Genomic DNA, 22,744 nt, shown 5'->3' with positions numbered 1-22,744 from the left:
CGGACGTGATCCCCGTCACGGCCCGGCGCCCGCTCGTCCGCCCACCGGTGGCGGGGTGTTCACCTCGTGAAGCGGTATTTCAGGTGCGTGGCGAGGGGCGTGGCGACCACCCCGACCGGTTCGAGGTCGCGCCGCACCGCGCCGAGGTCGTCGAACAGGCGTAGTCCCGCGCCGAGGAGTACGGGCACCACGTGCAGGTGCAGTTCGTCGACGAGTCCCTCCCGGAGGTACTGCCGGACCGTGCTCGCCCCGCCCGCGATGTCGACGTTGCGCTCCCCGGCCGCGGCCCTGGCGCGGTCGAGAGCGCTGTGGACGCCGTCGGTGACGAAGGTGAAGGTGGTGCCGCCCTCCTTCACCAGGGTGGGGCGGGGCCGGTGGGTGAGCACGAAGACCGGGGCGCGGAACGGCGGGTTGTCGCCCCAGAACTTCTCACCCGTGTCGTACATCGTGCGGCCCATGACCACGGCCCCGGTGGCGTCGAACCATGCACGCATCAGCTCGGAGTCGCGGTTCTCCACGCCGCCGGGCATGCCCTGGCGTTCCCGCCAGCTCGCCAGCTCGTGGATCCACTCGAACAGCGGCTCGGCGCCGTCGCCCCCGGGGTTGTCGAGGGTGACGTCGGTGCCGGCGACGTATCCGTCGAGGGAGATGGCCATGTCCACGGTCACGGTCATGAGGGTGCTCCTTGGGTCGTGGGGCGTACCGACTACACCCTCACGTCGAGCGGGAGCCGCCGTATTCGACAGGGCTCCGCACGCGGTCCGGGTTTTCTCGGCCGGACCTTCCCCTCACCCGGTCAGGGCAGCCGGTCGTCCGGGACGACGTGCATCGCCGCCTCCTCCGCGCCGGCCGCGCCACCGTCGATGCCCTCGTCCTCGGCGACGAGTTCCTTGGTGGTGTCCGTCCGCACGCCCTCGTCCGGTGCGACCAGGCGGCCGGCCCGGTCCGCACCGGCCTCCGGGTCCACGGGTTCGCCCTCGCCGCCCGGCAGGTCGCCGATCCCGTCGCCGGGCGGCACCTCCACGTCGGGGACCTCCTGCCGCAGCCGGTCGTCCAGGGACTCTCCCTCGTGCTGCTCGGCCGCCGTGGTGCCGCTCCGGTCGACGCCCAGGGGCTTCTCCTGCGGCGAGTAGCCCTCGTCCAGGATGTCGTCGTAGGTGCGCTCGTCGAGCGCGTCCTGGAGGTCCAGCGGGGAGGCGTCCTCCTGCTCCTCGTTGCCGCCCGTGGGCTGGTAGGCGTCGTCCGCCATGTTCTCGTCAGTCATGATCGCCTCCGGGGTCGACTGCTCCGTACTCCCTGCGGAGTACCGAGTTCCCCCGCTGTGACACCTCCGCGCCGCGATCACCGGGGCCGGCCCGCTCTCCGCGTCTCCGCGCCGGTCCCCACGCGGGCGTGGGCCCGGCGTTAGCCGGGGGAGCCGGGCGGGCACTCGGGTGGGCATGAATCAGAGTCGTCGCACCCCGCTCGTCGACAGTTCGCTCGCGGTCCTCCTCCGGGGCTACACCTGGCTGCCCGACCGCTGGCGCCGTACGACCGGCCCCCTGGTCCGTGCCCGGCTGATGGGACAGCACGCCGTCGCCCTCCAGGGCCCGGAGGCGGTGCGGTTCTTCTACGACGAAGGGCACGTGGAACGCGCCACGGCGCTGCCCGACCCGGTGCTGAGCACACTGTTCGGCCATGGAGCCGTGCACACGCTGGACGGACCGCCCCACCGCGTGCGCAAGCAGATGTTCCTCTCCCTGCTCACCGGTCCCCAGGCGGTCACCGGCCTGGTGGACCATGTCGCCGCGGCCTGGGACACGGCCGAGGCGTCGTGGCCCGGCCGGCCGTCGGTCGTCCTCTTCGACGAGGCGAGCCGGGTGCTCACCCTGGGGGTCTGCCGATGGGCCGGGATCCCCCTGGACGACGACCCCGACGGCGAGGCCACGGCCCGGGACCTGGTCGCCATGGTCGACGGCTTCGCCTCCCCGGGGCCCCGGCACTGGCGGGCCCGCCGCGCCCGGAAGAACGCCGAGGAGTGGCTGGCGGGTCTGGTGTCGGACGTCCGCGAGGGTGCCGCGACCGCGCCGGCCGGGTCGCCGCTGGACGTGGTGGTCCGGCACGAGGACGCCGACGGCCTGCCCCTGGACCCGCACACCGCCGCGGTCGAACTGCTCAACGTCATCCGCCCCACCGTCGCGGTGTGCTGGTTCGTCGCCTACGCCGGGCACGCGCTGCGCCTGCGGCCCGACGTGCGGGAACGGCTGGCCGAGGACGACCCCGAGTACGCGGTGGCGTTCGCCCACGAGCTGCGGCGCTTCTACCCGTTCGCCCCCTTCGTCGGCGGGCGGGCCGTCACCGACCTGGAGTGGCGGGGCGAACCGATCCCGGCGGGCGCCATGGTCCTGCTCGACCTGTACGGACAGAACCACGACCCCGATCTCTGGGACCTCCCCTTCACCTTCGAACCCCAGCGGTTCCTGGAGCGACCGCCCCGCCGCGACGACCTCGTACCGCAGGGCGGCGGCGACCGCGCGACCGGTCATCGCTGCCCCGGCGAGGACGTCACCGTCGCGCTGCTGCGGGCTCTGGGGCCGCGGCTGGCCCGGCTGGAGTACGACGTACCCGCGCAGGACCTGCGGATCCCGCTGACGCGGATGCCGGCGCGGGTGCGCAGCGGGTTCGTCATGGAGTCCGTCCGGGTACCGGCGCGGGCCCGTGCCGCGGGGCGGGCGGCGGGGTGACGGCCCCGGGGACCTCCGACGGCTGACGCCGACGCCGACGGCCGACGCCGACAGCCGACGGCTGACCGCGACTGGCGACTCGGCGACTCGGCGACTCGGCGACTCGGCGGGGTGTACGGGCCTGGTTCGGGCCCGCACACCCCGCCGTCCTCGTACGCCGGTTCGCGCGTCGTCCTCGCACACGCGCTCCGGTGCGCCGCGCGTCGGCGGCCCGGTCAGGCGGCGGACGTCAGGCGGCGGACAGCTCGCGCCCGATCCGGCGCCCGGCGGCCGCCACCCCCGCTCCCACCAGCCCGTAGACGGCCACCCTGCGCAGTGCGGTTCGCCGCCGGCCGCCCCAGCCGCCGTGCACCGCCCCCTCGCCGGGAGCCGGTACGTGCAGCGCTCCGTGCGTGGCCGGGGCGGATTCCTCGTGGGACAGGTGGGTCTTCTCGGTCTGCCGGGCCATCGCCCGCTCCGCGAGGGCCGGGTTCTTCCGCGACCGGCGCACCAGGGCCTTGCCCGCGGGCCCGACCACCACTTCCCGGTGGGGGTGGCGGACGAGGTCGACGACGGTCCGGGCGACCCGCTCGGGGCTGTAGACCGGCGGCATGGCGACCACCTTGCGTCCGGTGTGGTTGGCCGCCTGCTCGAAGTGCGGGGTGTCGATGGTCGCGGGCATCACGGTGCACACCCGGATGCCCTTGACACCCTCCACCCGCAGCTGCTGCCGGAGGCTCGATCCGAGCCCCTGGACGGCGTGCTTGGACATGCTGTACGGGTGGCTGTACGGCTGGGCGACGGCGCCCACGATGGACGAGATGTTGATCAGCGTGCCGCGCCCCTCCTCCCGCATCACCCGCAGTGCCGCGCGCGCCCCGTGCACGTAGCCCATCACGTTGACGTCCAGGACCCTGCGGAAGTCCTCCAGGGGCACGTCCTCGAAGCGGCCGAAGGCGTTGACGGCCGCGTTGTTGACCCACACATCGATCCGGCCGAACTCCTCCACGGCCCGCCTCGCCAGGTCGTCGACCGCCTTGGCGTCCGTCGTGTCGGTCGGCACGACCAGCGTCCGGGCCCCGCGATGCCGCTCGCACTCCCGCGCGGTCGCCTCCAGCGCCTCCTCGCGGCGGGCCGCCAGCACCACGGCGCACCCCTTGCGCGCGAAGGCCTCGGCCGTGGCCCTGCCGATCCCGCTGGACGCTCCCGTCACCACCACCACGTGTTCCCGCAGTCGCATTCCGTACCTCCTCAGGACTGACGCGCCGGACACGGCGTGTCCGATGCTGCGCCGCCCGAGTACCCCGAACCCGGTCGGGCTCGCATCACCCGGGCCGTGGCCTCCACGCGGGAGATGAGCGAGCGCCCGCGCCGGGGGCGTCGCTTGCCCGCTCCGCACGACCGGCGCACCCTGGTCCTATGGCTGTGCACGACGGCCCCGGCCCCACCCTCATCGCGTCCGTTCAGCGCGCCTTCCGGTTGCTGGAGGCGGTGAGCGCGCACGAGAACGGCGCTCCGGCGAAGCAACTGGCCCGCGAGACGGGGCTGCCCCTGGCCACCGCCTACCACCTGCTGCGGACCCTGGTCCACGACGGGTACCTGCGCAAACTGGCCGACGGCGGCTTCGTCCTGGGCGACAAGGTGGGAGCGCTGCACACCACCGGGCGGGGCCAGGCGCTGCTCAGCCGGGTCCGTCCGACGCTCGCCGCGCTGCGGGACGAGCTGGCCGGCGCCGCCTACCTCACCTTCTACGAGGACGGGGAGATCCGGGTCGCCGAGATCGTGGACAGCCCCCGGGCACCCCGGGTCGATCTGTGGGTGGGCTTCGAGGACGCCGGGCACGCCACGGCGCTGGGCAAGTCGGTGCTGCGCGAGCTGGACGCGGAGTCCCGCAGGGACTATCTCTCCCGGCACCACCTGGCCGATCTCACCCCGAGGACCATCACCGACGCCCCGGAGCTGCTCCGGCGGCTGGACTCCTCGCCCGTCGCGCCGGCCGTCACGGACCTGGAGGAGTACTCCCTCGGCACGGTCTGCATCGCGGTGCCCGTGTACAGCGGGGACACGCTCGGCTCGCTCGGCGTCTCGCTGCGCTCGGACCGGCTCTCCCGGCTGCCGGAGGTCCGGGAACGGCTTCTGCCGATCGCGAGCCGCGTGACCAGGGGCCTGTCGCTCACTATCTGAAATCCATGTCCTTGTGGCACTCGGGCCGATCCTCTTTCCTGGATGAAACGGACGATTCCGGAGCGCTGACTCCCCAGACGAGTGAGGATCGCGGGCGACACATGAGCCATACCCGAGAGCTTTGTGGCGACCACAGGCCGACGCCGAACCGGCCGTCCCGGGCGCGGACGTCGGCCCCGGAAAGGCCGGTCCCCAGCCGGGTCGCCGCGCAACTGGCTTCCGGTACCCCCGCACTGCCCGTGCTGATCGTCTCCGTGATCGTGTTCGTCGGCCTCCTCGGTGGCTCCGGGCTGACCTGGCTGCCGCTGCTCGCCGCGGGGCCCGCGCTGGCCGCCACCACCGGCGGGCCGCGCGGCGTCCTCTGGGTGGGTCTCCTCGCCGGGGTACTGGGCACGATGCTCGGCGTCCGGGACGGCGCGCCGGGCCGTGAGCTGGCCGCCGTCCTGTCCGCACTGGTGGCCGTCACCCTGGCGAGCGGCCTGGCCAGCGCCCTGCGCGGGCGCCGCGAGCGGGTGCTCGCGGCCGTGCGCTCGGTCGCCGAGGCCGCCCAGCACGCCCTGCTCCAGCCGGTACCGGCGACCGTCGGCCCGTTCCAGGTGGCCGTCCGCTACAGCGCCGCCGCGGCCGAGGCCCGGATCGGCGGAGATCTCTACGCCCTCATACCCACCCCGTACGGGGTCCGGCTGATCGTCGGCGATGTGCGCGGCAAGGGGCTGCCGGCGGTCGGGATAGCCGCCCTGGTGCTCGGCGTCTTTCGCGAGGCGGCGTTCGAGGAGCCCGATCTCCTCGCCGTCGTCGACCGGATCGAGCGGAGTCTGGCGCGCAATCTCCGCAGCGACGACTTCGTCACCGCGGTCGTCGCCGGGCACCCCGGCCCGGGCCGGCTGGAGCTGGTCAACTGCGGACACGCGCCGCCGCTGCTGGTGCGCGGCTCCGGGGTCGTACCGGTGGAGCCCGCCTGCCCGGCCCCGCCGCTGGGGCTGCGCGCCCTGACGGGCGAGACGCCCGGTCTGCGGATCCTGCCGTTCGGCGACGAGGATCAGCTGCTGCTCTACACCGACGGTGTCACGGAGGCCCGGGACCGCGACCGCGATTTCTACCCCCTCGCCGAGCGCCTGGCCCACCATGTGTCCGACGAGCCGGCCCACACCCTCTCGGCACTCCACGACGAACTGCTCACGCACGTGGGAGGCCGGCTCCACGACGACGCGGCGCTGCTGCTGCTCCGCAAGCCGACCGCAGCGACTGCGGGGCAGTGCAGATAGATCTCGTCGATCTCCAGCACCAGGGCCGGCGTGGTGCGCCGCCCGTCCAGCGCCATCGCGTCGAAGAACGGGGCGTCGGTAAGGATGCGGGCCCTGCCGTTGATCCGCAGGACCTGCGCCTGGAGCAGGTGAGGGAGGCCCGCCCGCGCCCCCGTCGACGAGCGGCGCTCAGAAACGCACCGGCAGGTCGAGCAGCCCACGGGCGCGCATGGACGGCCGTCGACGTACCGCGTCCGGCGCGATGTCGAGGGCCAGGCCGGGGAACCGGTCGAGGAGCGCGGCGAGGGCGATCTCGGTCTCCATGCGGGCCAGCGGCGCGCCGAGACAGTAGTGGATGCCGTGCCCCAGGGCGAGATGACCGGTGGCGTCACGGTCCAGGTCGAGCCGGTCCGGTCCGACGAAGCGGCGTGGGTCCCGGTGTGCGGCGGCCAGGGAGAGCAGGACGGTCTGCCCGGCCGGGACGCGGACGCCGCCGATGATGACGTCCTCGACGGGAAAACGCCGGATGGCCAGCGGCACCGGACCGTCGAAGCGGGCCAACTCCTCGATCGCGCCTGCCAGTTGGCCGGGGTCGGCGCGCAGCACGCTCAGCTGGTCGGGGTTGCTGAGCAGAGCGAGGGTGGAGTTGCCGATCAGGTGCACGGTGTTCTCGTATCCGGCGATCAGGATCAGGAAGGCGAGCGACATCAACTCGTCCTCGCTCAACCGGTCCTCGTCGTCGCGTACGGCGATCAACGCGGAGAGCAGGTCGTCCGCGGGGTCGGCGCGCTTGTCGTCGATGAGCCGGGTGAAGAACGCCAGGATGCTGCGCACGGCTTCCTTCGCCCGGCCCGGCCGGGCGGGGTCCGGCGCGATCAGGGTGTCGGTCCAGGCGCGGAAGTCGTGCCGGTCGTGCGGGGCCACGCCGAGCAGGTCGCAGATCACGGTGATCGGCAGGGGCGCCGCGTACGAGGCGATCAGATCGGCCCGGCCGTACGGTGCGACGGCGTCGAGCAGCGCGTCCGCGGTCCTTCTGATGGGGTCGCGCAGCCGGGCCGTCTGACGTGGGGTGAACGCCCGGGACACCAGGCGCCGGATGCGGGTGTGGTCCGGCGGGTCCATGTTCAGAAGGTTCGCGTCCAGCGCCGGCGGCAGCGCGAGCCCGTGGTAGCCACCGGGTGCCGCGTTGCTCTTGTCGAGAGAGAGCCGGGGGTCGGCAAGGGCCTCGCGCACATCGTCGTAGCGCGTGACCAGCCAGGCGGGCAGCCCGTCCGTTCCGGCGATGCGATGCACGGGCCCCGCCTCGCGAAGCCGCCCGTAGACCGCGTACGGATCCGCGACCAGCTCGGCAGGATCAACGAGGGGCGGCTGAGCCGGAGTTGTGGGGGACATGGCCCCCACCCTAGTCGGGCGGGCCCTCTCGGCCCGGGCACCCACCCTCCGCCGCGCCCCGCCCTCCACGGCACCCTCGCTCCCCGATCAACCCCGGTGCCCACGGGCCCGGTGCCCACGGGACCGCTCCGGTACCCACGAGTCCGCCTCCCCGCGGAGCCCACCTCGGCTCAGGCCAGGCCGAACCTCTCGGCGTGCACCTGCCGTCGGGGGACCTTCAGCGCGCGCAGGCCGCTGAGCACGGCCGAGGTCATCGCGGGCGGACCGCACACGTACACGTCGCGCTCGGCGATGTCGGGGACCAGGGCACCCAGGCTCTCCGGCTCGAACGGCGGCCTGCCCTCCCCGCGGCGGCCGGTGAGCAGGTACAGCCGACCGCCGCGCGCCGCGACCAGTGCGCGTATCTCGCCGAGCAGCACCGCGTCCCTCTCGCTGCGCACCCGGTAGAGCACGACGACATCGCCGGCCGGTTCCTCCTCCAGCAGGGCCCGGACGGGTGTGATCCCCACCCCGCCGGCGATCAGCAGGGCCCCGGGGCGGGTGCGATGCAGCGAGGTGAACGCCCCGTACGGCCCCTCGACGAAGACCCGGCTCCCGACCGGGAGATGCCGAAGTCCGGCACTGGCGCCGCCCGCGGCCTTCGCGGTCAGGCGCAGCGCACGGCCGTCGGGTGCCGTCGACAGTGAGAACGGATTCGCCAGCCACCAGTGGTTGTGCCCGGGGAAGCGCCAGAAGCAGAACTGGCCGGCTCTGGCCGGCAGCCTGTCCAGGTGACGGCCGGAGATGTGGACCGACACGACGTCGTCCGACTCCGGCACCACCGCCACGACCCGGAACCGGTGATAGAGGTTCCGCCACACGGGCACGACGAGGCGCGCGGTCACCAGGGATCCGAACGCGAACAGCCACAGCGCCCACCAGTAGACCTCGGCCGCCGACGACGAGGCGAACGTCGTGGTCTCCTGCAGCTGGTGGACGAACGCCAGCCCCAACGCCAGGTACAGCAGCAGGTGCAGACCGTGCCAGGTCTCGTAGCGCAGCCGCCGCCGCACCCGACGGACGGAGACGGCCGCGACCACGACCACGAACACCGCGGCCCACATGCCGAGCAGGGAAGCGGGCACTCCGGCCAGCGCGGAGAACGTCTTCGGCAACGACGTGTCGCTGAGCCTCGCGTACCCGAGCACCACCAGCGCGGCATGGGTGAGGATCGTCCACAGCAGGGTGAAGCCGACCCACCGGTGCCACACCGTCAGCCGGTCCATGCCGATACGGCGGTCCAGCCACGGCAGCCGGGCCACCAGCAGCAGCTGGAACAACATCAGCACGGCGGCGTGCAGGCCGAAGAACTTGGCGACCGTGAGCACCCCGTTCTTCCCGGTCCCGGCGGTGAGGAACAGAACCTCGACGATCACCAGGTTGACCAGGACGAACGTCCACAGCGCCCACCGCGCCGCCACCACCGGCGCCACACCGCCCCGCCGCACGTCCGGTGAGACCGCAGCCCCCATGACTCCCCCTCCCCCATCGAGGCCGGGACACACGGCTGAGTGCGCACGCGCCGACCGTCGAATAGCGCACCGGCCGACGCCCGACGGCACCGACCGGATCCGCGCGCTGGAAGGGCTACCCGGGGAACCGTCGCTTCACGCTCGGACGGAGCGGGGCAGGCGAGGCACCGACATCGCCGGGTGCGCGCGGCCACGCCCGCCTCCGCTTCCGGCTCCGTGGGGAGGTCGGCGGCGACGGTCGTACCGGCTCGCCCTTACCAGCGGCGGGTTCCGCCCGTCCAGGAGGTCTGCTCCCGCTTTCCGCTCGGGCTGGCGTCATCCCGGAAGCACCTGCCTGCCGGAGTGATCACAGGACGGCCCGTGCCTACCGTCTGACGACATGCCAACCTTCTTACCGAACTCGACGACCGGCAGGCGCGTCGGCCTCGCGGCGCTGATGACGGCGGTCGTCCTGGCCGCCACCGGTCCGACGGCGACCGCACGGACGCCGGGCCCGCGCTCCGCCGTGGACTGCGGCACGCACGACCGGACCCGCCAGGTGCTGCGCGACCTCACCACCCGGCACGGCGTCGCCGGTGCCGCGGTCCTGGTGACCGGCCCCACCGCGGGCAGGTCCTGCGGGCGTTGGGCCGCGTCGGCCGGAACGGCGGATCTGCGCACCGGGCGCCCGATGAACACCACCGACCGGCTGCGCGTCGGCAGCGTGACCAAGACGTTCACCGCGGCGCTCGTCCTGCAACTCGTCGCCGAGCACCGCCTGTCGCTGGACGCCCCCGTCGACCGCTATCTGCCCGGCCTGATCCAGGACGACGGCCAGGACCGCCGTCCGATCACCGTACGCCACCTCCTGCGGCACACCAGCGGGTTGCCCGACTATCTCGACGCCCCCGAATGGGAGCTTCCCCAGCGGCAGCGGTATCGCCACTTCGAACCCCGCGACCTCGTCGCACGCGCTCTCGAACTGCCGCGCCCGCAGGGCGGCTGGCACTACGCCACCACCAACTACCTGATCCTCGGCATGATCGTCCGCGAGGTCACCGGCCGCACTCCCGAGGCGGAGATCACCCGCCGCATCATCGAGCCCCTCGGACTGCGCGACACCTACTGGCCCGGCGACGACACGCACGTGCGCGGAGCGCACTCCCGCAGCTACTTCACCGACGGCGACGGCCGGCACGCCGACGGCACCGCCTGGAACATGACCTTCGGCGGGGTCGGCGGCGCCCTCGTCTCCACACCGGGCGACCTGACACGGTTCGCCACCGCCCTGTTCGACGGGCGCCTGCTGCCCGCCGCCCAGCTCGCGCAGATGCGGCGGACGGTGGAGGCCGACGCCGACCGGCTCTGGCCGGGCGCCCGCTACGGGCTGGGCCTGATCTCGACACCGCTTTCCTGCGGCGGCACGTGGTGGGGGCACGCGGGGACGGTGCCCGGCGGCCACCGGGCGCTGGTCGCCGTCGGTCCAGGCGGCCGGAGCGTCGCCGTCGCCCTCAACGAGGTGCCCGCCTCGCTCCAGGCCGAGTCCGCCTTCCTGGACCTCGTCGACAAGTCCCTCTGCGAGGGCGCGCTTTTCGAAAGGACCACCGCATGACCGGCTCTCCCTCCCCCGCCGCCACGCGTACGGCCGGCCCACGCGACGCACCGACCGGCGGTCCGCGCCGGCTCGTGTCGCGCACCGCGGCAGGGGCTGTCCTGTGCCTGGTCGGGGCCCTCACCGTCCCCGCCACGCCCGCCGCGGCAGACCCCGCCCCCACCGGTCCCCTCACCCGCTACCACGATCAACACCTGGACTGGAAGAGCTGCCTGCTGGGACCCGACGACGAGACCGGCGAGGAACTCCAGCGGGCCGGCGCCCAGTGTGCCGACGTCACCGTCCCGTTGGACTACGCGGATCCGGGCGGCCGTACGATCACCGTCGCGATCTCGCGCATCCGGGCCACCGACACGGCCCGTCGCGTAGGCCCTCTGCTGCTCAACGGGGGCGGCCCCGGCGGGCAGAGCATCGGCGACCCGCCGTGGGTGCGCACGGCGATGAAGCAGGCCGGTGAGCGCTTCGACGTGGTGGGCGTCGACCCCCGTTTCGTCGGCCGCAGCACGCCCCTGGACTGCCGTTGGCCCACCGGCTCCTTCATACGCGGCGCGGGGAAGGACCGGGCGGCGTTCGACCGCTCGGTGGGGTTGGCCAGGGAACTCGCCGACCGCTGCCGGACGTCCCAGGGCGACGTCCTGCCGTACGCCACGACCCGCAACACCGCGCGCGACATGGACGTCGTCCGCGCCGCACTCGGCGAGCGCAGGATCTCCTACCTCGGCTATTCGTACGGCACCTACCTCGGCCAGGTGTACGCCACGATGTTCCCCGGCCGCACCGACCGCGTCGTCCTGGACGGTCTCGTCGCCCCCGACAGTTACAACCCCCGGCTGCTGCGCGGCACGGAGCCGGCCAACCGGCACGCCCTGGCGGGCTGGGCCGCCTGGGCGGCCGCCCGCGACACCACCTACGGTCTGGGCCGGACCGGGAGCGAGGTGCTGGCGGTCGTGAACAGGATCCGGACAGCGGCCGAACGCGCTCCCCTGGCGATCGGCGACCACCGGGTGGACGAGCATCTCGTCCCCGTCGTCGCCCTCACCGGCCTCTCGCAGGACAACGACGCCGCCTACGCCGATCTCGCCCGGGCCGTACGGGACATGCGCCGCGCCGTCGCCGGCCGCACGGTCACCCCGTCACCATGGCTGGCCGAGACCCTCGACTTCCTGCTGACCGGATCCGGCTCCGCGTACGGCAGCGTCCAGACGGCGATCCTGTGCGGGGACGCGTCCGCGCCGCGTTCCCCCGAGACGTACTGGCGCGACGTCCGACGCGCCCGCGCGAAGGACCCGTTGTTCGGTCCCGTCACCCACAACATCAATCCGTGCGCGTTCTGGGCCCCGCCGCGCGAGCACCCGACCACGATCCGCCGCGACCTCCCGGCCCTCCTCGTCAACGCGACCGGCGACCCGCGCACCATCTACCGCAACGCGCGGACGGTACGGCGCATGTGGCCCTCCTCCCGCCTGCTCACCCTCCGGGGCGCGGACCAGCACGCCGTGTACGGCGTGTTCGGCAACTCCTGCGCCGACACGACGGTCAACACCTACCTGTCCACCGGCCACCTCCCCGACACGGACGTCACCTGCGCCCGGTCGGCCGGCTGAGCCGGGCCTCGTCGTCAGCGCGCCTGAGCGGACCGACCGCTGTCAGTGTCGAGTGGCAGCATCGGGCCCATGACGGACACCACGGCATTCGACTGGCGGACGTTCCTGCTCAGGTGGAGCGAGGAGTGGGCGGATTCCCTGCCGGAGGACGAGACCCGGGGCGAGGACGACGAAGCCGCGCACCGGGCGCGATGGCTGGGGCTTCCCCCCGCGTCGCGGGAGCGGATCGCAGCCATGGAGGACCGCCTCGGCCGGCGGATGCCCCCGTCGTACCGGGAGTTCCTCGCGGTCAGCGACGGGTGGCGGCACGCGGGAGAGTTCGTGTGGCTGCTGGCGGGGACCGCGGACGCGCGTTGGCACGACGACGAGTCGGGGCTCGCGGCCATGTACGAGGAGCATCTGGACGAGGACGCCGGGCCCGAGGAGCGGCTGGAGGTGGACATCTGGCGGCGCGGGCTGCAACTCGACGTCGAGTCCGACGTCACCCACGTCCTCATGGATCCCGAGGACGTGGACGACAACGGTGAGTGGGCGGTGTACACCTGGGCGAGCTGGCGGGCCGCGCCACCCGAACGGCACGCCAACTTCCTGGAGTTCATGCGGGCGATGCACCGCGAGTTCCACAGTCTGCGGGCACACGCGGGCGACGGGGAGCCGGTGTTCGCCAACGACACGACGCTCAGGCTGGACGCCGCGATGGACGAGGCCCGGCAGGAGGCGCTGCGCGGCGGCTGGGAACGCGCCGGGGAAGCGCTCGACGAGGCCGCGGCGTACGGCAGACCGCGGGCCGCCGGACTGGGCGACCAGATACGCCGCCTGCTCGGACAGACCTCCATGGTGTATTTCGACGGCGTGGTGACGGACCCGCGGTACGCCCCCGAGCTGCTGCCCTCGCTGGTCGCCGAGCACGCGGCGCACTCGTACCGGGACGACTCCACGCTGACCTACCATCTGCGGGGCGCGAGCGACGACCTGCTGTCACTGGCCTACGCGACCCTGGAGGCGGTGCGGAACGGCACGTACCGGTACACCGCGAGCGGGCCGTTCGGCGAGGCGGTCGGACGGGCACGGGAGTCGGCACGGTGGGGTGACACGGACGGCGCCTGGCGGACACTGATGAACGCGCTGCCCGTGTGGGAGCCGCTGGGGCCGGACCACCTGGCTCCGCTGGGGTGGGTGGCCGATCCCGTGCTCGGGCCGCTGCTGACCCCGGAGCGGGGTCGCGAGTTGCTGTCGACTCCCCGGGGAGGGCACGCGGGTGAGGCTCCGGGGCCGGCGCCCACCGCGCTCGACCCGGGTGACCTGACGTGGCTGGCGGAGCCCGACCCGGGCAACAACCGCACGTCCTACCGGTTCGTTCTGGTGGAGGGGGTGGAGCCGGAAGAGTTGCCCGGACGTCTCGCGGACCGGGAAGGGGGCGGGGACCGGGACCGGGACAACACCGTGCTGAACGCCCCCATGACCCTGTGGGAGGCGCGCCGCAGGTCGCTGCGGAACCGGAATGAGTTCTCGTCCTACGCCGACCGGGCTCTCGTGGCGGTCGGCCGGGCGGGCACCGGCTGGAGCTTCGCCTTCGACCCGGACGCCTCCCAGTTCGACCCACAGCGGTTCGTCTCCCCGGCCGTGGCCGCCGGTGAGGGCACTCGCGCGGTGGTGGTGTGGAGCGGCTTGAGGAGGACGCACGGGGAGCCCTTCTTCCACCTCTCGGTGGCGCGGGACGGTGCCGAGCAGTGCGCGTTCACGTACGCGGGCGGAGAGGTCCGGTCGAGCGGGGAGATACCCCGGGCGCTGGATCCGAGCCTGTTCTTCGGTGACCTGGAGGACCACACCGAGGTGGAACGGGCCCTGCTGGAAGCCGTGACCCGCGAATTCGGTGTCTGTCTGCCCCGTCACGCCATCGTGCACGGGCGGCTGCACACGTTCGTCACCCGTTCCTGGACACGGCCGCCCAGGGACGGTGAGACGTTCTCGGTGATCCGCGTGGGCTAGAGGCCGCGCGGACGGCGGACGGCGGACGGCCGCACCCAGGAGCCGGTGGCGCGGAGATGATGCCGCTCCCGCCGAGATGGTGCCGCATCAAGCCAAAGTGTCCCCAGCCCTGTCTGTCGCCTTCCGGGATCGGTGGGTCGCTCATATCCTCGTGCGCCAACGGTTACCGACGGTAAGGGGTAGCGATGGGCGGCACCACGCGCAGAGGGTTCCTGGGCACGGCCACCGCCGCGGCCGCCGGCGGCGGGGTCACCCTCGCCACCCCCCGGCGGGCCGCCGCCCGGGACGGCGCGACCCCGGGGACCGTGGCCGTGCTGGGCGGGGGCGTCGCCGGGCTCACGGCCGCGCACGAGCTCGCCGAACGCGGCTTCCGGGTGACGGTCTACGAACGCAAGGCGCTGGGCGGCAAGGCCCGCAGCATGGACGTGCCCGACAGCGGCAAGGGCGGCCGCGCCCACCTGCCCGGGGAGCACGGCTTCCGCTTCATCCCCGGGATTTACCACAACCTCCCCGACACCATGCGGCGCATCCCCTTCCCCGGCAACCCCCACGGCGTCCACGACAACCTCGTGGCCCCCAAGGAAATGCTGTTCGCCCGGTCCGGCGGCCGTGAGGACATCCGGATCCCGCTCCCCTGGCCCGGCAACACCCCGGCCGACCTCACCCCCGACGAGATCCGCCGCGCCCTCACCTCGTTCCTGGACACCGCCCTCAGCCTCCCCCTCCACGAGGCCCTCTACTTCGCCGACCGCTTCCTGGTCTTCCTCACCAGCTGCGACGAACGCCGCGACAACACCTGGGAGCAGATGCCTTGGTGGGAGTTCGTGCGTGCCGAACGCATGTCGTACGACTACCAGCGGATCCTCGCCGTCGGCATCACCCGCAACATCGTGGCCACCAAGGCGGAGGAGGCCAGCACCCGCACGGTCGGCACGCTGCTGGAGGCGTTCGCGTTCAACGTCCTCGGGCGGGGCGCGGACGGCCCCCTGGACCGGATCCTCAACGCGCCCACGAACGAGGCCTGGATCGACCCCTGGGTGACGTACCTGAGGTCACTCGGGGTCGAGTTCCGCATCGGCTGGACCGTGCAGGACCTGCCCATGGACGCGGGCCGTGTCGCCGGCGCCGTCGTACAGGGCCCCGATGGCACTCGCCGCACCGTCACCGCCGACCACTACATCTCGGCCATGCCCGTCGAGCACGCCCGCCGCACCTGGAACTCCGCCGTGCGCGCGGCCGACCCCCGACTGGCCGCGTGCGACGGACTGGAGACGGACTGGATGACCGGCATCCAGTTCTATCTGACGGAACGCACGCCGATCCTGCACGGCCATCTCGACCTCATCGACTCCCCCTGGTCGCTGACCGCGATCGCCCAGGCCCAGCACTGGCCGGGCCACGACTTCCCCGCCGACTTCGGCGACGGCACGGTCGCGGACTGTCTGTCCGTGGACGTCTCCGAGTGGGACCGGCCGGGCATCCTGTACGGCAGAACCGCCAAGCAGTGCACGCGCGCCGAAGTCGCCCGCGAGGTGTGGGCCCAGCTGAAGGCGGCCCTCAACGACAGCGGGCGTACGGTCCTGAAGGACTCCGTACTGCACTCCTGGTTCCTCGACCCGGCCGTGGACGGACTCGGCACTCCGACCCCGGTCAACGAGGAGCAGCTGCTCATCCACCCCGTGGGGACCTTCCACCTCCGCCCGCGGTCGGCCACGAGGATCCCCAACCTCTTCCTGTCCGGCGACTACGTGTCCGTGCCCATCGACCTGGCCACCATGGAAGGCGCCAACACCTCGGCCCGCCAGGCCGTCAACGCCCTGCTGGACAGCATCGGTTCGACCGCCGAGAGATGCACGGTCACCCCGCTGTACCGGGCGCCGGAGTTCGAAGCACTCAAACGCCACGACCGCACGCGCTACCGCCTGCGCCTGCCGAACCTCTTCGACATCGGCTGACAGCCACTGACGGGGCTGCCGGGCACCGCGGGGCGGTGGTCGGGGCGGCGCCGGTTGCCGACGCGTCGGCGGCTCGAAACGGACCAGGCGGACGGCAGGGACACCGGCGGGGTGTCACCACCGGGCACGGTGTCGTCGACGCCTGCGGGTCGAACGCCGGGCGGCCCTGCCGAGAGAGCGGCGGCACAAGGGTGGGCAGCGCGAACAGGGACGGGGCGTGCGCCCCGCCCGCCACGGCGGCGGCGACCGACGCCCTCGGCCAGTCCGGCTCGGCGACCGCCACACCGTGCGTGCCCGCCGTACGCCGCCAGGCCGACCTGCCAGGTCCCGGAGCCACCGATGGCGAGGAGGAACAACCACCCCGGAGGATGCCGCGGCCGTAGCGAGACCAGGACGCCCCCGGTCGCGGCCCAGGACACCGGCGCGTGTCCCCGGCAGAACCACCTGGGGACCGCCCCCGTCGCCCCCCGGCACCCCACCGCCGGCCCCGCCATCCACCCCGCGAACGCCACCGCCACGTGGGTTTCGCCGCCCTCTTTCGACCTCGCGCGAGACTTCCCGGCCGGAATCGGTCCGCGCGGCGATGAGTCTGCCGGTTCACACCGGTCTACCTTTTGACCGCGACGACCATCTCATCGGGAGTAAGCCATGGGCCTCATCCACATGGAACTGTTCGCCACCCTCGACCTCGTCGGGCAGGCGCCCGGCGGCCCCGACGAGGACCCGGCCGGGTTCCCGTTCGGCGGCTGGCAGGCACCCCTGCTGGACGAGGTGTCGGGGGCCCAGGTCGGTGCCGCGTACGAGGACACGGACGCCCTCCTGCTCGGTCGGCGGACGTACGACATCTTCGCCGCCTACTGGCCGCACCAGAAGGGCGGCGAGGACGGCGCGATCGCCGACCTCTTCAACCGTGTCCCGAAGTACGTGGCCTCCCGCGGCAAGCCCGACCTCTCGTGGGCCGGCTCCACGCAGCTCGGCCCGGATCTGGCCGCCGCGGTGCGCGAGATCCGTGACCGGCACGAGCACGTGAAGGTCGTCGGGAGCCTGGATCTGGTGCAGAGCCTTCTGCGGGAGAAGCTCTTCGACCGTCTCGACCTCTGGGTGCACCCGATCGTGCTCGGCGTGGGGAAGAAGGTGTTCGACGGTGGCGAGGTGCCCACGAACCTCACGCTCCTCGAACCACCGGCAGCCGGCCCCAAGGGCACCGTGTACCTGCGCTATGGTCTCGCCGACGGCACCCCCGGCACTGGGGACATGAGCGCACCCGATCGCGGCGTCGGGCACGCCGACTGAGACCGGCTCCCAGGCAGCGGCCGGGTCGCGCCGGCGCTCCGGGTACTCGGCCCAGGAAGCTCAGACGGACCTGCCGGTTCGGATTGTCCCGATTGGTGTCCACCAAACCCCGCAAAGACAACCCGCAGCATAGCCAGGGGTCTCCGGACTCAGTCCTGGTGGGCGGCTCAACACAGCAGTACGCGCTGGAGGGGAGATCGGAAACGCTCGGCACAAGCGCCGCACTGAGGATCTGCGGCGGCTTCGTCGACATCAGCTGCCGCTGGTCCAGCAGTGCGAGACGCTTTCCAAGCCGTGCATCGAGTTCGGACAGCCTTGCGGTGCAGGCTCGTGGAGGGCCCCTTGGGCTTCTCGCCCCTCCGTTCCTTCTCGGAGGCCGCCGCAGCGTCGAGGAGCCGCTCGCTCTCCGAGGTCAGGCGCTCGGTCACCCGGTCGGCAGATCTTGACCAACTGTGAGCCATCCGCCGCTCAGTCCTTCCAGGGCACCGATGAAAGACTGCTTCTCGCCGTCGCCGACTGCAAAAGGGATCTCGGGCTCACCGAGTGACGGAATTGACACACTGGCATCCGCGCCATGCCAATCGAGTGGGCGGCCTCCCACTCGACCAACGCGTCCCGTTGCATGCGCTGTACGTGAGGTTCCTGTCGCTTGCCCGTGCGGAAGCTGTGGATGGGCCACGAGTCCAGTCATGTGACTTGTTTTCACAGTGACGCGTGGCACGTTGAACGTTGAAGCTATTGGAGCCGCCACCGCGGTCCGGTGTTGCGGCCCGTACCTCCGCACGATGCTCGACATATCGACGCACGTCAGCGTTCAGTCGCCCGAGGCATCTTCTCCCCACACAGCCAGGAGGTCTGTGAAGCATGCCCCTGAGTCATCTGTCCCTCCAAGACAGGGCCCTGTTCTGGCAGTTCGGCCAAGGTACAGAGATCCCCGTCACCGACCCCCTCGTCCACCACGCCGTCGAACGGCAGGCCGCTGCCGCGCCGGGCGCCGTCGCCGCCGAGCACCAGGGCACGACGATCACGTACGGCGAGCTGAACCGTCGTGCCGACCGGCTCGCGGCCAGACTCGTACGGGAGGGCGTACGGCCCGGCGATCACGTCGGCCTCTTCGTACGCCGCTCCATCCCGATGCTCGTCGGACTGCTCGGCACGCTGAAGGCCGGCGCCGCGTACGTCCCGCAGGACATCGGCCTCGCCCCCGTCGCCCAGCTGCGACACGTCATCCGCACCGCCGGGACCCGGGTCGTCCTCACTCAGTCGGAGCACACGCTGCGGGTGCCCCTGCCTGACACCGGACACCGGCTGATCACGCTCGACGACGACGATCTCGCCAACCTCTCCACGCAAGGGCGGGTCCGTCTCGAGCGGCCCTTACGGCCCGACGACGGGTGCTACGTCCTGTTCACCTCCGGCACCACCGGCAAACCCAACGGGGTGAAGGTCACCCACCGCAACGTCGCGAACATCCTCCTCACCGAGCCCGGTGACCTGGGCATCCGCCCCGGCGACCGGGTCGCCCAGCTCCTCAACATCGCCTTCGACATGGCCGCCTGGGAGATCCTCGGCTGCCTCGCCCACGGTGGCACGCTCCTCGTCCGAGGCAAGGACGTCGCGGCGACGGCCCGTACGGCACACGTGCTGATCGCGACGCCGACGGTACTGTCCGGAATCGACCCGGCGGACTGCCCCCATGTGCGAACGGTGGCGGTCGCGGGCGAGCCGTGCCCGCGCCCGCTCGCGGACGCCTGGGCCCGGCGGTCGGCTTTCCACAACTCCTGCGGGCCCACGGAGACGACGATCGTCAACACGATGCGCCACCACCGCGTGGACGACGCACTGCTCACGATCGGCCGCCCCACCCCCAACAACACGGTGTACGTCCTCGATGAGCACCGGCGTGCGCTGCCCATCGGGGAGGTCGGCGAGATGTGGGCCGGGGGCGACTGCGTATCGGCGGGCTACTTGAACAACGAGGCGCTGAACGCCGAGCGGTACGCCCTCGACCCCTTCCTCGGCGGCGGACACCGCATGTTCCGTACCCGCGACCTCGGCCGCTGGACGCCCGACGGCGAACTCGAGCATCTGGGCCGTACCGACGACCAGGTCAAGGTCCGCGGCTTCCGCGTGGAACTCGACTCCGTCTCCTCGGTGCTGGAGTCGGTGGCGGGCTGCTCCCGCGCCATCACGCTCAAGCGCGACGCCCGGAGCCTGATCTCCTTCGTCTGCCCGGCCGACGTCGACCCGGACAAGGCCCGGCGCGCGGTGGCCGACGTACTGCCGTACTACTGCGTGCCGGCCACGGTCCTCCCGGTGGCCGCGCTGCCGGAGACGGACCGGGGCAAGGTCGACCGGGCGGCACTGCTGCGGCTGGCGGCGGAGCGGGAGAAGGCCACGCACCATGCCGCGCGTCCGGTGACGGCTCATGGCGAGGGAGCACCCCTGCTGCCGGTGTCGGCGGTGCGAGAGGGGGCAGCCTGATGACGTCGTCCGTGGAGACCTCCTCCGTCGAGAGCTCGTCCGTCGAGGCCACGTCTGTCGAGGTGGCAGGCGCCACGCACCCGGCGCCTCCCGCGACTCTCGCCGAACTCCCTCCGCTCACGTCCGCGCCCCGTCGCCTCCTCAAGCACCCCCGCCTGATGCACTACAACCGACTGGCGGCCCTGGTGATGCTGGCCAACATCGGATTCCTGGCGGCGAGTTGGGCGCCGAACACGGAAGCCATCAGCTACGCGTCCCTCGCGAACCTCGCGCTCGCCGTGGTGGTACGGCAGCAGTACGTCGTCAACCTCTTCTTCCGCCTCGCGACGTGGGCTCCGAGGAGCTGGCCGCTGAAGGTGAGGTGGACTCTCGGAAAGGTGTACCACTTCGGCGGACTGCACGTGGGCGGGGCGCTGGCCGGAGCCGTGTGGTTCTTCGCGGGGGCGGTCGTGGTGACCGTCGAAGGCGCCAACCTGCCACTCATCACGGTGAGTTGGGCCCTCGTCGCCCTGCTCGCCGTCATCGTCGTGACCGCCCTGCCGCCCTTCCGCTCCCGCTTCCACGACCACTTCGAGAAGATCCACCGCTTCGGCGGCTGGAGCGCCCTCGCACTGTTCTGGACGCATACGCTGCTGGGCGCGCAGGAGCCGGTCGCCCTCGGGGTGCTGGCCGTGGTCACCTTCAGCGTCGCCCTGCCCTGGTTGCGGCTGCGCAAGGTGGACGTACAGATCGAACGGCCCTCCACGCACGTCGCGTTGGCCCATTTCGACCACGGCGTGACACCCTTCGCGGGGTCCTCCACCGCCATCAGCCGCAGCCCGCTCACCGAGTGGCACTCCTTCGCCAACGTGCCCTCACCCGGCGAACCCGGCTTTCGGCTGACCATCTCCCGCGCGGGCGACTGGACAGGCTCGTTCATCGACGACGCACCCCCGAAGGTCTGGGTCAAGGGCATCACGACGGCAGGGGTCGCCAATATCGAGACCCTGTTCAGCAAGGTGGTCTACGTCGCCACCGGCAGCGGTATCGGCCCCTGCCTGCCGCATCTGCTGGCCGCCGAGGTGCCCTCACGGCTCGTGTGGGCGACGCGCGATCCCCGCAGGACCTATGGCGACGGCCTGGTCGACGAGATCCTCGCCGTCCAGCCGAACGCGCTGGTCTGGGACACCTCGCAGCACGGCAAACCGGACATGGTGCGGCTCGCGTACACCGCGTACCGCGACTTCGGTGCCGAGGCTGTCATCTGTATCTCCAACAAGAAGCTGACCTGGCAGGTCGTTCACGGTCTCGAGCGGCGCGGCATTCCCGCGTACGGCGCGATCTGGGACTCGTGACACACCGTCAGGAGAGAAGGAGAGAGGGAGAGTCGATGAATACCCTCAAGATCGAACGTCATGACCGCGTCGTCACGGTACGACTCCACCGACCGCACGTCCTGAACGCCCTCAACAGCGAGCTGCTGGCCGAACTCCTCGACGTACTACGTCCGTTGGACCGCGACCCGGATGTCGGCTGCTTCGTCGTCACCGGTTCGGAGAAGGTCTTCGCGGCCGGTGCCGACATCAAGGAGATGGCCGGGAAGTCTGCCGTGGACATGGCCGCGGAGGACTACTTCGCGGGCTGGGAGGAGTTCGCCGGATTCCGGACGCCGAAGATCGCGGCGGTCAACGGCTACGCGCTGGGCGGCGGTTGCGAACTCGCGATGATGTGTGACCTGATCATCGCGGGCGAGTCGGCGGTCTTCGGCCAGCCGGAGATCAAGCTCGGCGTGATCCCCGGCATCGGCGGCACCCAGCGGCTCACCCGCCTGGTCGGCCGGGCCAAGGCCATGGACCTGATCCTTACTGGCCGCACGATGAACGCCCGCGAGGCAGAGGCCTCGGGCCTGGTGTCGCGTGTGGTCCCGGACGACCGCGTCCTCACCGAGAGCACGGAAGCCGCCACGACAGTTGCCTCCTACGGCCGCCCGGCCGTCACGGCCGCCCGCGAGTCGGTCGACCGGGCTTTGGAGACCGGTCTGCGCGACGGGCTTCTCTTCGAACGGCGCGTGTTCCATGCGCTGTTCGCGACGGAGGACCAGAGCGAGGGGATGAGCGCGTTCATGAAGAAGAGGGCGCCTGTTTTCAAGGGGCACTGACGGGGTGAGTTGACTCGGTGCGCGGGGCGGTGGACGGGTTTTCGGTCCGCCGCCCCTCGTCATGTGCGGGTTGTGAGCCAGGTCCCGTAAGGGGAAGGACCGGGGTCGGATCAGGGCGGTGCCCGGATGTCCGGGGCGCCTTCGGACCATGATGAAATCAGGACGAGGACGACAGAAGCGGCAGGAACGGTTCCCCTGGGGCTGAAGTAGCCGTGGCGGACCGGGCGTCCGTCGTCGGGTGATCAGCCATGGCATGACCGACGACCTCGCGGGTGGCCAAGTCCAGCAGGCGAGGTAGAGCCAGCACTCGGCAGTGCCAGGTAGGTGATGTCGCCGACCAGCTTGATCCCGGGACGCTCGGCATGGAAGTCCATGCCGATCAAGTCCAGGGCCGGCTTCGCCTTCCTGTCCGGCCGGGTCAGCGACACCTCTTGCGTCGGCCGGCACCGCGGATCTCGTGCTCGCGCATCAGGCGGGCGACGCGCGTGCGGTCCACCCGCCCTCCCAGGCGGCGCAGTTCGGCATGGACACGCGGGACGCCGTAGGTCTCTCGGGAGGCCATGTGCAGCAATCTCGTGCGCGAGCAGGCCGTCGGCGGCCTGGCGGGCGGCCCCGCCCTCGCGCCAGGCGTAGTAGACACCAGGCAGGTGGCTGTCGA

Annotated in this window: 16 protein-coding genes and 2 pseudogenes; 11 read left to right on the top strand and 7 right to left on the bottom strand. The window is 72.1% G+C overall.

Annotation, left to right across the window (positions count from 1 at the left end; all coding sequences use genetic code 11):
- Window positions 1–59: 59 nt before the first annotated feature.
- Both STRBO_RS0118470 and STRBO_RS0118465 read right to left on the bottom strand, forming a co-directional pair.
- The gene (locus tag STRBO_RS0118470) at window positions 60–674 is read right to left on the bottom strand and encodes a dihydrofolate reductase family protein (protein ID WP_005475067.1); all 615 of its coding nucleotides are present in this window, start codon (window positions 672–674) and stop codon (window positions 60–62) included.
- Window positions 675–796: 122 nt separating this feature from the next.
- Entirely contained in the window at window positions 797–1,264 is a 468-nt protein-coding gene (locus STRBO_RS0118465) for a DUF5709 domain-containing protein (protein ID WP_005475070.1), read from the bottom strand.
- A gap of 175 nt (window positions 1,265–1,439) precedes the next feature.
- Here STRBO_RS0118465 and STRBO_RS0118460 point away from each other — a divergent pair, with 175 nt between their 5' ends.
- Window positions 1,440–2,723, top strand: coding sequence for a cytochrome P450 (locus STRBO_RS0118460; RefSeq protein ID WP_020114582.1), 1,284 nt, complete (start codon window positions 1,440–1,442; stop codon window positions 2,721–2,723).
- A gap of 229 nt (window positions 2,724–2,952) precedes the next feature.
- On the opposite strand, the gene STRBO_RS0118455 is transcribed toward STRBO_RS0118460, so the two are convergent.
- The gene (locus tag STRBO_RS0118455; protein WP_005475074.1) at window positions 2,953–3,942 is read right to left on the bottom strand and encodes an SDR family oxidoreductase; all 990 of its coding nucleotides are present in this window, start codon (window positions 3,940–3,942) and stop codon (window positions 2,953–2,955) included.
- Window positions 3,943–4,121: 179 nt separating this feature from the next.
- On the opposite strand from STRBO_RS0118455, the gene STRBO_RS0118450 reads away from it, so the two are divergent.
- A complete protein-coding gene (locus STRBO_RS0118450; protein WP_020114581.1) occupies window positions 4,122–4,886 on the top strand; it encodes an IclR family transcriptional regulator in 765 nt (254 codons plus the stop codon).
- A 239-nt stretch (window positions 4,887–5,125) separates the two neighbouring features.
- Entirely contained in the window at window positions 5,126–6,151 is a 1,026-nt protein-coding gene (locus tag STRBO_RS0118445) for a PP2C family protein-serine/threonine phosphatase (RefSeq protein WP_005475078.1), read from the top strand.
- Here STRBO_RS0118445 and STRBO_RS44650 read toward each other — a convergent pair.
- From STRBO_RS44650 to STRBO_RS0118435, 3 genes and pseudogenes are all read right to left on the bottom strand, one after another.
- Window positions 6,133–6,294 (bottom strand): annotated as a pseudogene (locus tag STRBO_RS44650) (pyridoxamine 5'-phosphate oxidase family protein); the annotation flags it as partial. The gene STRBO_RS0118445 and the pseudogene STRBO_RS44650 sit on opposite strands and share 19 nt — an antisense overlap.
- Window positions 6,295–6,319: 25 nt before the next feature.
- Window positions 6,320–7,522 (bottom strand): cytochrome P450 family protein, encoded by a 1,203-nt coding sequence (locus STRBO_RS0118440; protein ID WP_005475079.1) that lies wholly within the window; start codon window positions 7,520–7,522, stop codon window positions 6,320–6,322.
- A 170-nt stretch (window positions 7,523–7,692) separates the two neighbouring features.
- Complete coding sequence (locus STRBO_RS0118435; RefSeq protein ID WP_005475080.1) at window positions 7,693–9,033, bottom strand: ferredoxin reductase family protein; 1,341 nt, start codon at window positions 9,031–9,033, stop codon at window positions 7,693–7,695.
- Window positions 9,034–9,412: 379 nt separating this feature from the next.
- Here STRBO_RS0118435 and STRBO_RS0118430 point away from each other — a divergent pair, with 379 nt between their 5' ends.
- The 8 genes from STRBO_RS0118430 (at window position 9,413) to STRBO_RS0118395 (ending at window position 22,086) form a co-directional block, all read left to right on the top strand.
- A complete protein-coding gene (locus STRBO_RS0118430; protein ID WP_005475082.1) occupies window positions 9,413–10,624 on the top strand; it encodes a serine hydrolase domain-containing protein in 1,212 nt (403 codons plus the stop codon).
- Window positions 10,621–12,228 carry an alpha/beta fold hydrolase gene (locus STRBO_RS0118425; protein ID WP_020114579.1) on the top strand — a complete coding sequence of 536 codons (1,608 nt, stop codon included), beginning with the start codon at window positions 10,621–10,623 and terminating at the stop codon, window positions 12,226–12,228. The genes STRBO_RS0118430 and STRBO_RS0118425 overlap by 4 nt, the downstream gene beginning before the upstream one ends.
- 69 nt (window positions 12,229–12,297) lie before the next feature.
- Window positions 12,298–14,217, top strand: coding sequence for an SMI1/KNR4 family protein (locus tag STRBO_RS0118420; RefSeq protein ID WP_005475086.1), 1,920 nt, complete (start codon window positions 12,298–12,300; stop codon window positions 14,215–14,217).
- A 185-nt stretch (window positions 14,218–14,402) separates the two neighbouring features.
- Window positions 14,403–16,172: a hydroxysqualene dehydroxylase gene (locus STRBO_RS0118415; protein ID WP_005475088.1), complete on the top strand. Its 1,770-nt coding sequence runs from the start codon at window positions 14,403–14,405 to the stop codon at window positions 16,170–16,172.
- A 648-nt stretch (window positions 16,173–16,820) separates the two neighbouring features.
- Window positions 16,821–17,465, top strand: coding sequence for a dihydrofolate reductase family protein (locus tag STRBO_RS0118410; RefSeq protein WP_005475089.1), 645 nt, complete (start codon window positions 16,821–16,823; stop codon window positions 17,463–17,465).
- Between the two features lie 864 nt (window positions 17,466–18,329).
- Window positions 18,330–19,949, top strand: a complete 1,620-nt coding sequence (locus STRBO_RS0118405; protein ID WP_005475095.1) for an amino acid adenylation domain-containing protein — start codon at window positions 18,330–18,332, stop codon at window positions 19,947–19,949.
- Window positions 19,949–21,283 carry a ferredoxin reductase domain-containing protein gene (locus tag STRBO_RS0118400; protein ID WP_005475096.1) on the top strand — a complete coding sequence of 445 codons (1,335 nt, stop codon included), beginning with the start codon at window positions 19,949–19,951 and terminating at the stop codon, window positions 21,281–21,283. The genes STRBO_RS0118405 and STRBO_RS0118400 overlap by 1 nt, the downstream gene beginning before the upstream one ends.
- A gap of 35 nt (window positions 21,284–21,318) precedes the next feature.
- Complete coding sequence (locus tag STRBO_RS0118395) at window positions 21,319–22,086, top strand: enoyl-CoA hydratase-related protein (RefSeq protein WP_005475097.1); 768 nt, start codon at window positions 21,319–21,321, stop codon at window positions 22,084–22,086.
- A 433-nt stretch (window positions 22,087–22,519) separates the two neighbouring features.
- On the opposite strand, the pseudogene STRBO_RS41710 reads toward STRBO_RS0118395, so the two are convergent.
- A pseudogene (locus tag STRBO_RS41710) lies at window positions 22,520–22,642 on the bottom strand (IS3 family transposase); the annotation flags it as partial.
- Window positions 22,643–22,744 lie beyond the last annotated feature (102 nt).

Source organism: Streptomyces bottropensis ATCC 25435 (assembly GCF_000383595.1).
In the GTDB taxonomy this organism is placed as follows: Bacteria; Actinomycetota; Actinomycetes; order Streptomycetales; family Streptomycetaceae; genus Streptomyces; species Streptomyces bottropensis.
This window is presented reverse-complemented; position numbering and strand designations above follow the sequence as displayed.

What these genes read in the sequence shown, in the direction of transcription:
- STRBO_RS0118470 (WP_005475067.1), bottom strand. Translation starts at nt 674, where the DNA reads ATGACCGTGACCGTGGACATGGCCATCTCCCTCGACGGATACGTCGCC.
- STRBO_RS0118465 (WP_005475070.1), bottom strand. Translation starts at nt 1,264, where the DNA reads ATGACTGACGAGAACATGGCGGACGACGCCTACCAGCCCACGGGCGGC.
- STRBO_RS0118460 (WP_020114582.1), top strand. Translation starts at nt 1,440, where the DNA reads ATGAATCAGAGTCGTCGCACCCCGCTCGTCGACAGTTCGCTCGCGGTC.
- STRBO_RS0118455 (WP_005475074.1), bottom strand. Translation starts at nt 3,942, where the DNA reads ATGCGACTGCGGGAACACGTGGTGGTGGTGACGGGAGCGTCCAGCGGG.
- STRBO_RS0118450 (WP_020114581.1), top strand. Translation starts at nt 4,122, where the DNA reads ATGGCTGTGCACGACGGCCCCGGCCCCACCCTCATCGCGTCCGTTCAG.
- STRBO_RS0118440 (WP_005475079.1), bottom strand. Translation starts at nt 7,522, where the DNA reads ATGTCCCCCACAACTCCGGCTCAGCCGCCCCTCGTTGATCCTGCCGAG.
- STRBO_RS0118435 (WP_005475080.1), bottom strand. Translation starts at nt 9,033, where the DNA reads ATGGGGGCTGCGGTCTCACCGGACGTGCGGCGGGGCGGTGTGGCGCCG.
- STRBO_RS0118430 (WP_005475082.1), top strand. Translation starts at nt 9,413, where the DNA reads ATGCCAACCTTCTTACCGAACTCGACGACCGGCAGGCGCGTCGGCCTC.
- STRBO_RS0118425 (WP_020114579.1), top strand. Translation starts at nt 10,621, where the DNA reads ATGACCGGCTCTCCCTCCCCCGCCGCCACGCGTACGGCCGGCCCACGC.
- STRBO_RS0118420 (WP_005475086.1), top strand. Translation starts at nt 12,298, where the DNA reads ATGACGGACACCACGGCATTCGACTGGCGGACGTTCCTGCTCAGGTGG.
- STRBO_RS0118415 (WP_005475088.1), top strand. Translation starts at nt 14,403, where the DNA reads ATGGGCGGCACCACGCGCAGAGGGTTCCTGGGCACGGCCACCGCCGCG.
- STRBO_RS0118410 (WP_005475089.1), top strand. Translation starts at nt 16,821, where the DNA reads ATGGGCCTCATCCACATGGAACTGTTCGCCACCCTCGACCTCGTCGGG.
- STRBO_RS0118405 (WP_005475095.1), top strand. Translation starts at nt 18,330, where the DNA reads ATGCCCCTGAGTCATCTGTCCCTCCAAGACAGGGCCCTGTTCTGGCAG.
- STRBO_RS0118400 (WP_005475096.1), top strand. Translation starts at nt 19,949, where the DNA reads ATGACGTCGTCCGTGGAGACCTCCTCCGTCGAGAGCTCGTCCGTCGAG.
- STRBO_RS0118395 (WP_005475097.1), top strand. Translation starts at nt 21,319, where the DNA reads ATGAATACCCTCAAGATCGAACGTCATGACCGCGTCGTCACGGTACGA.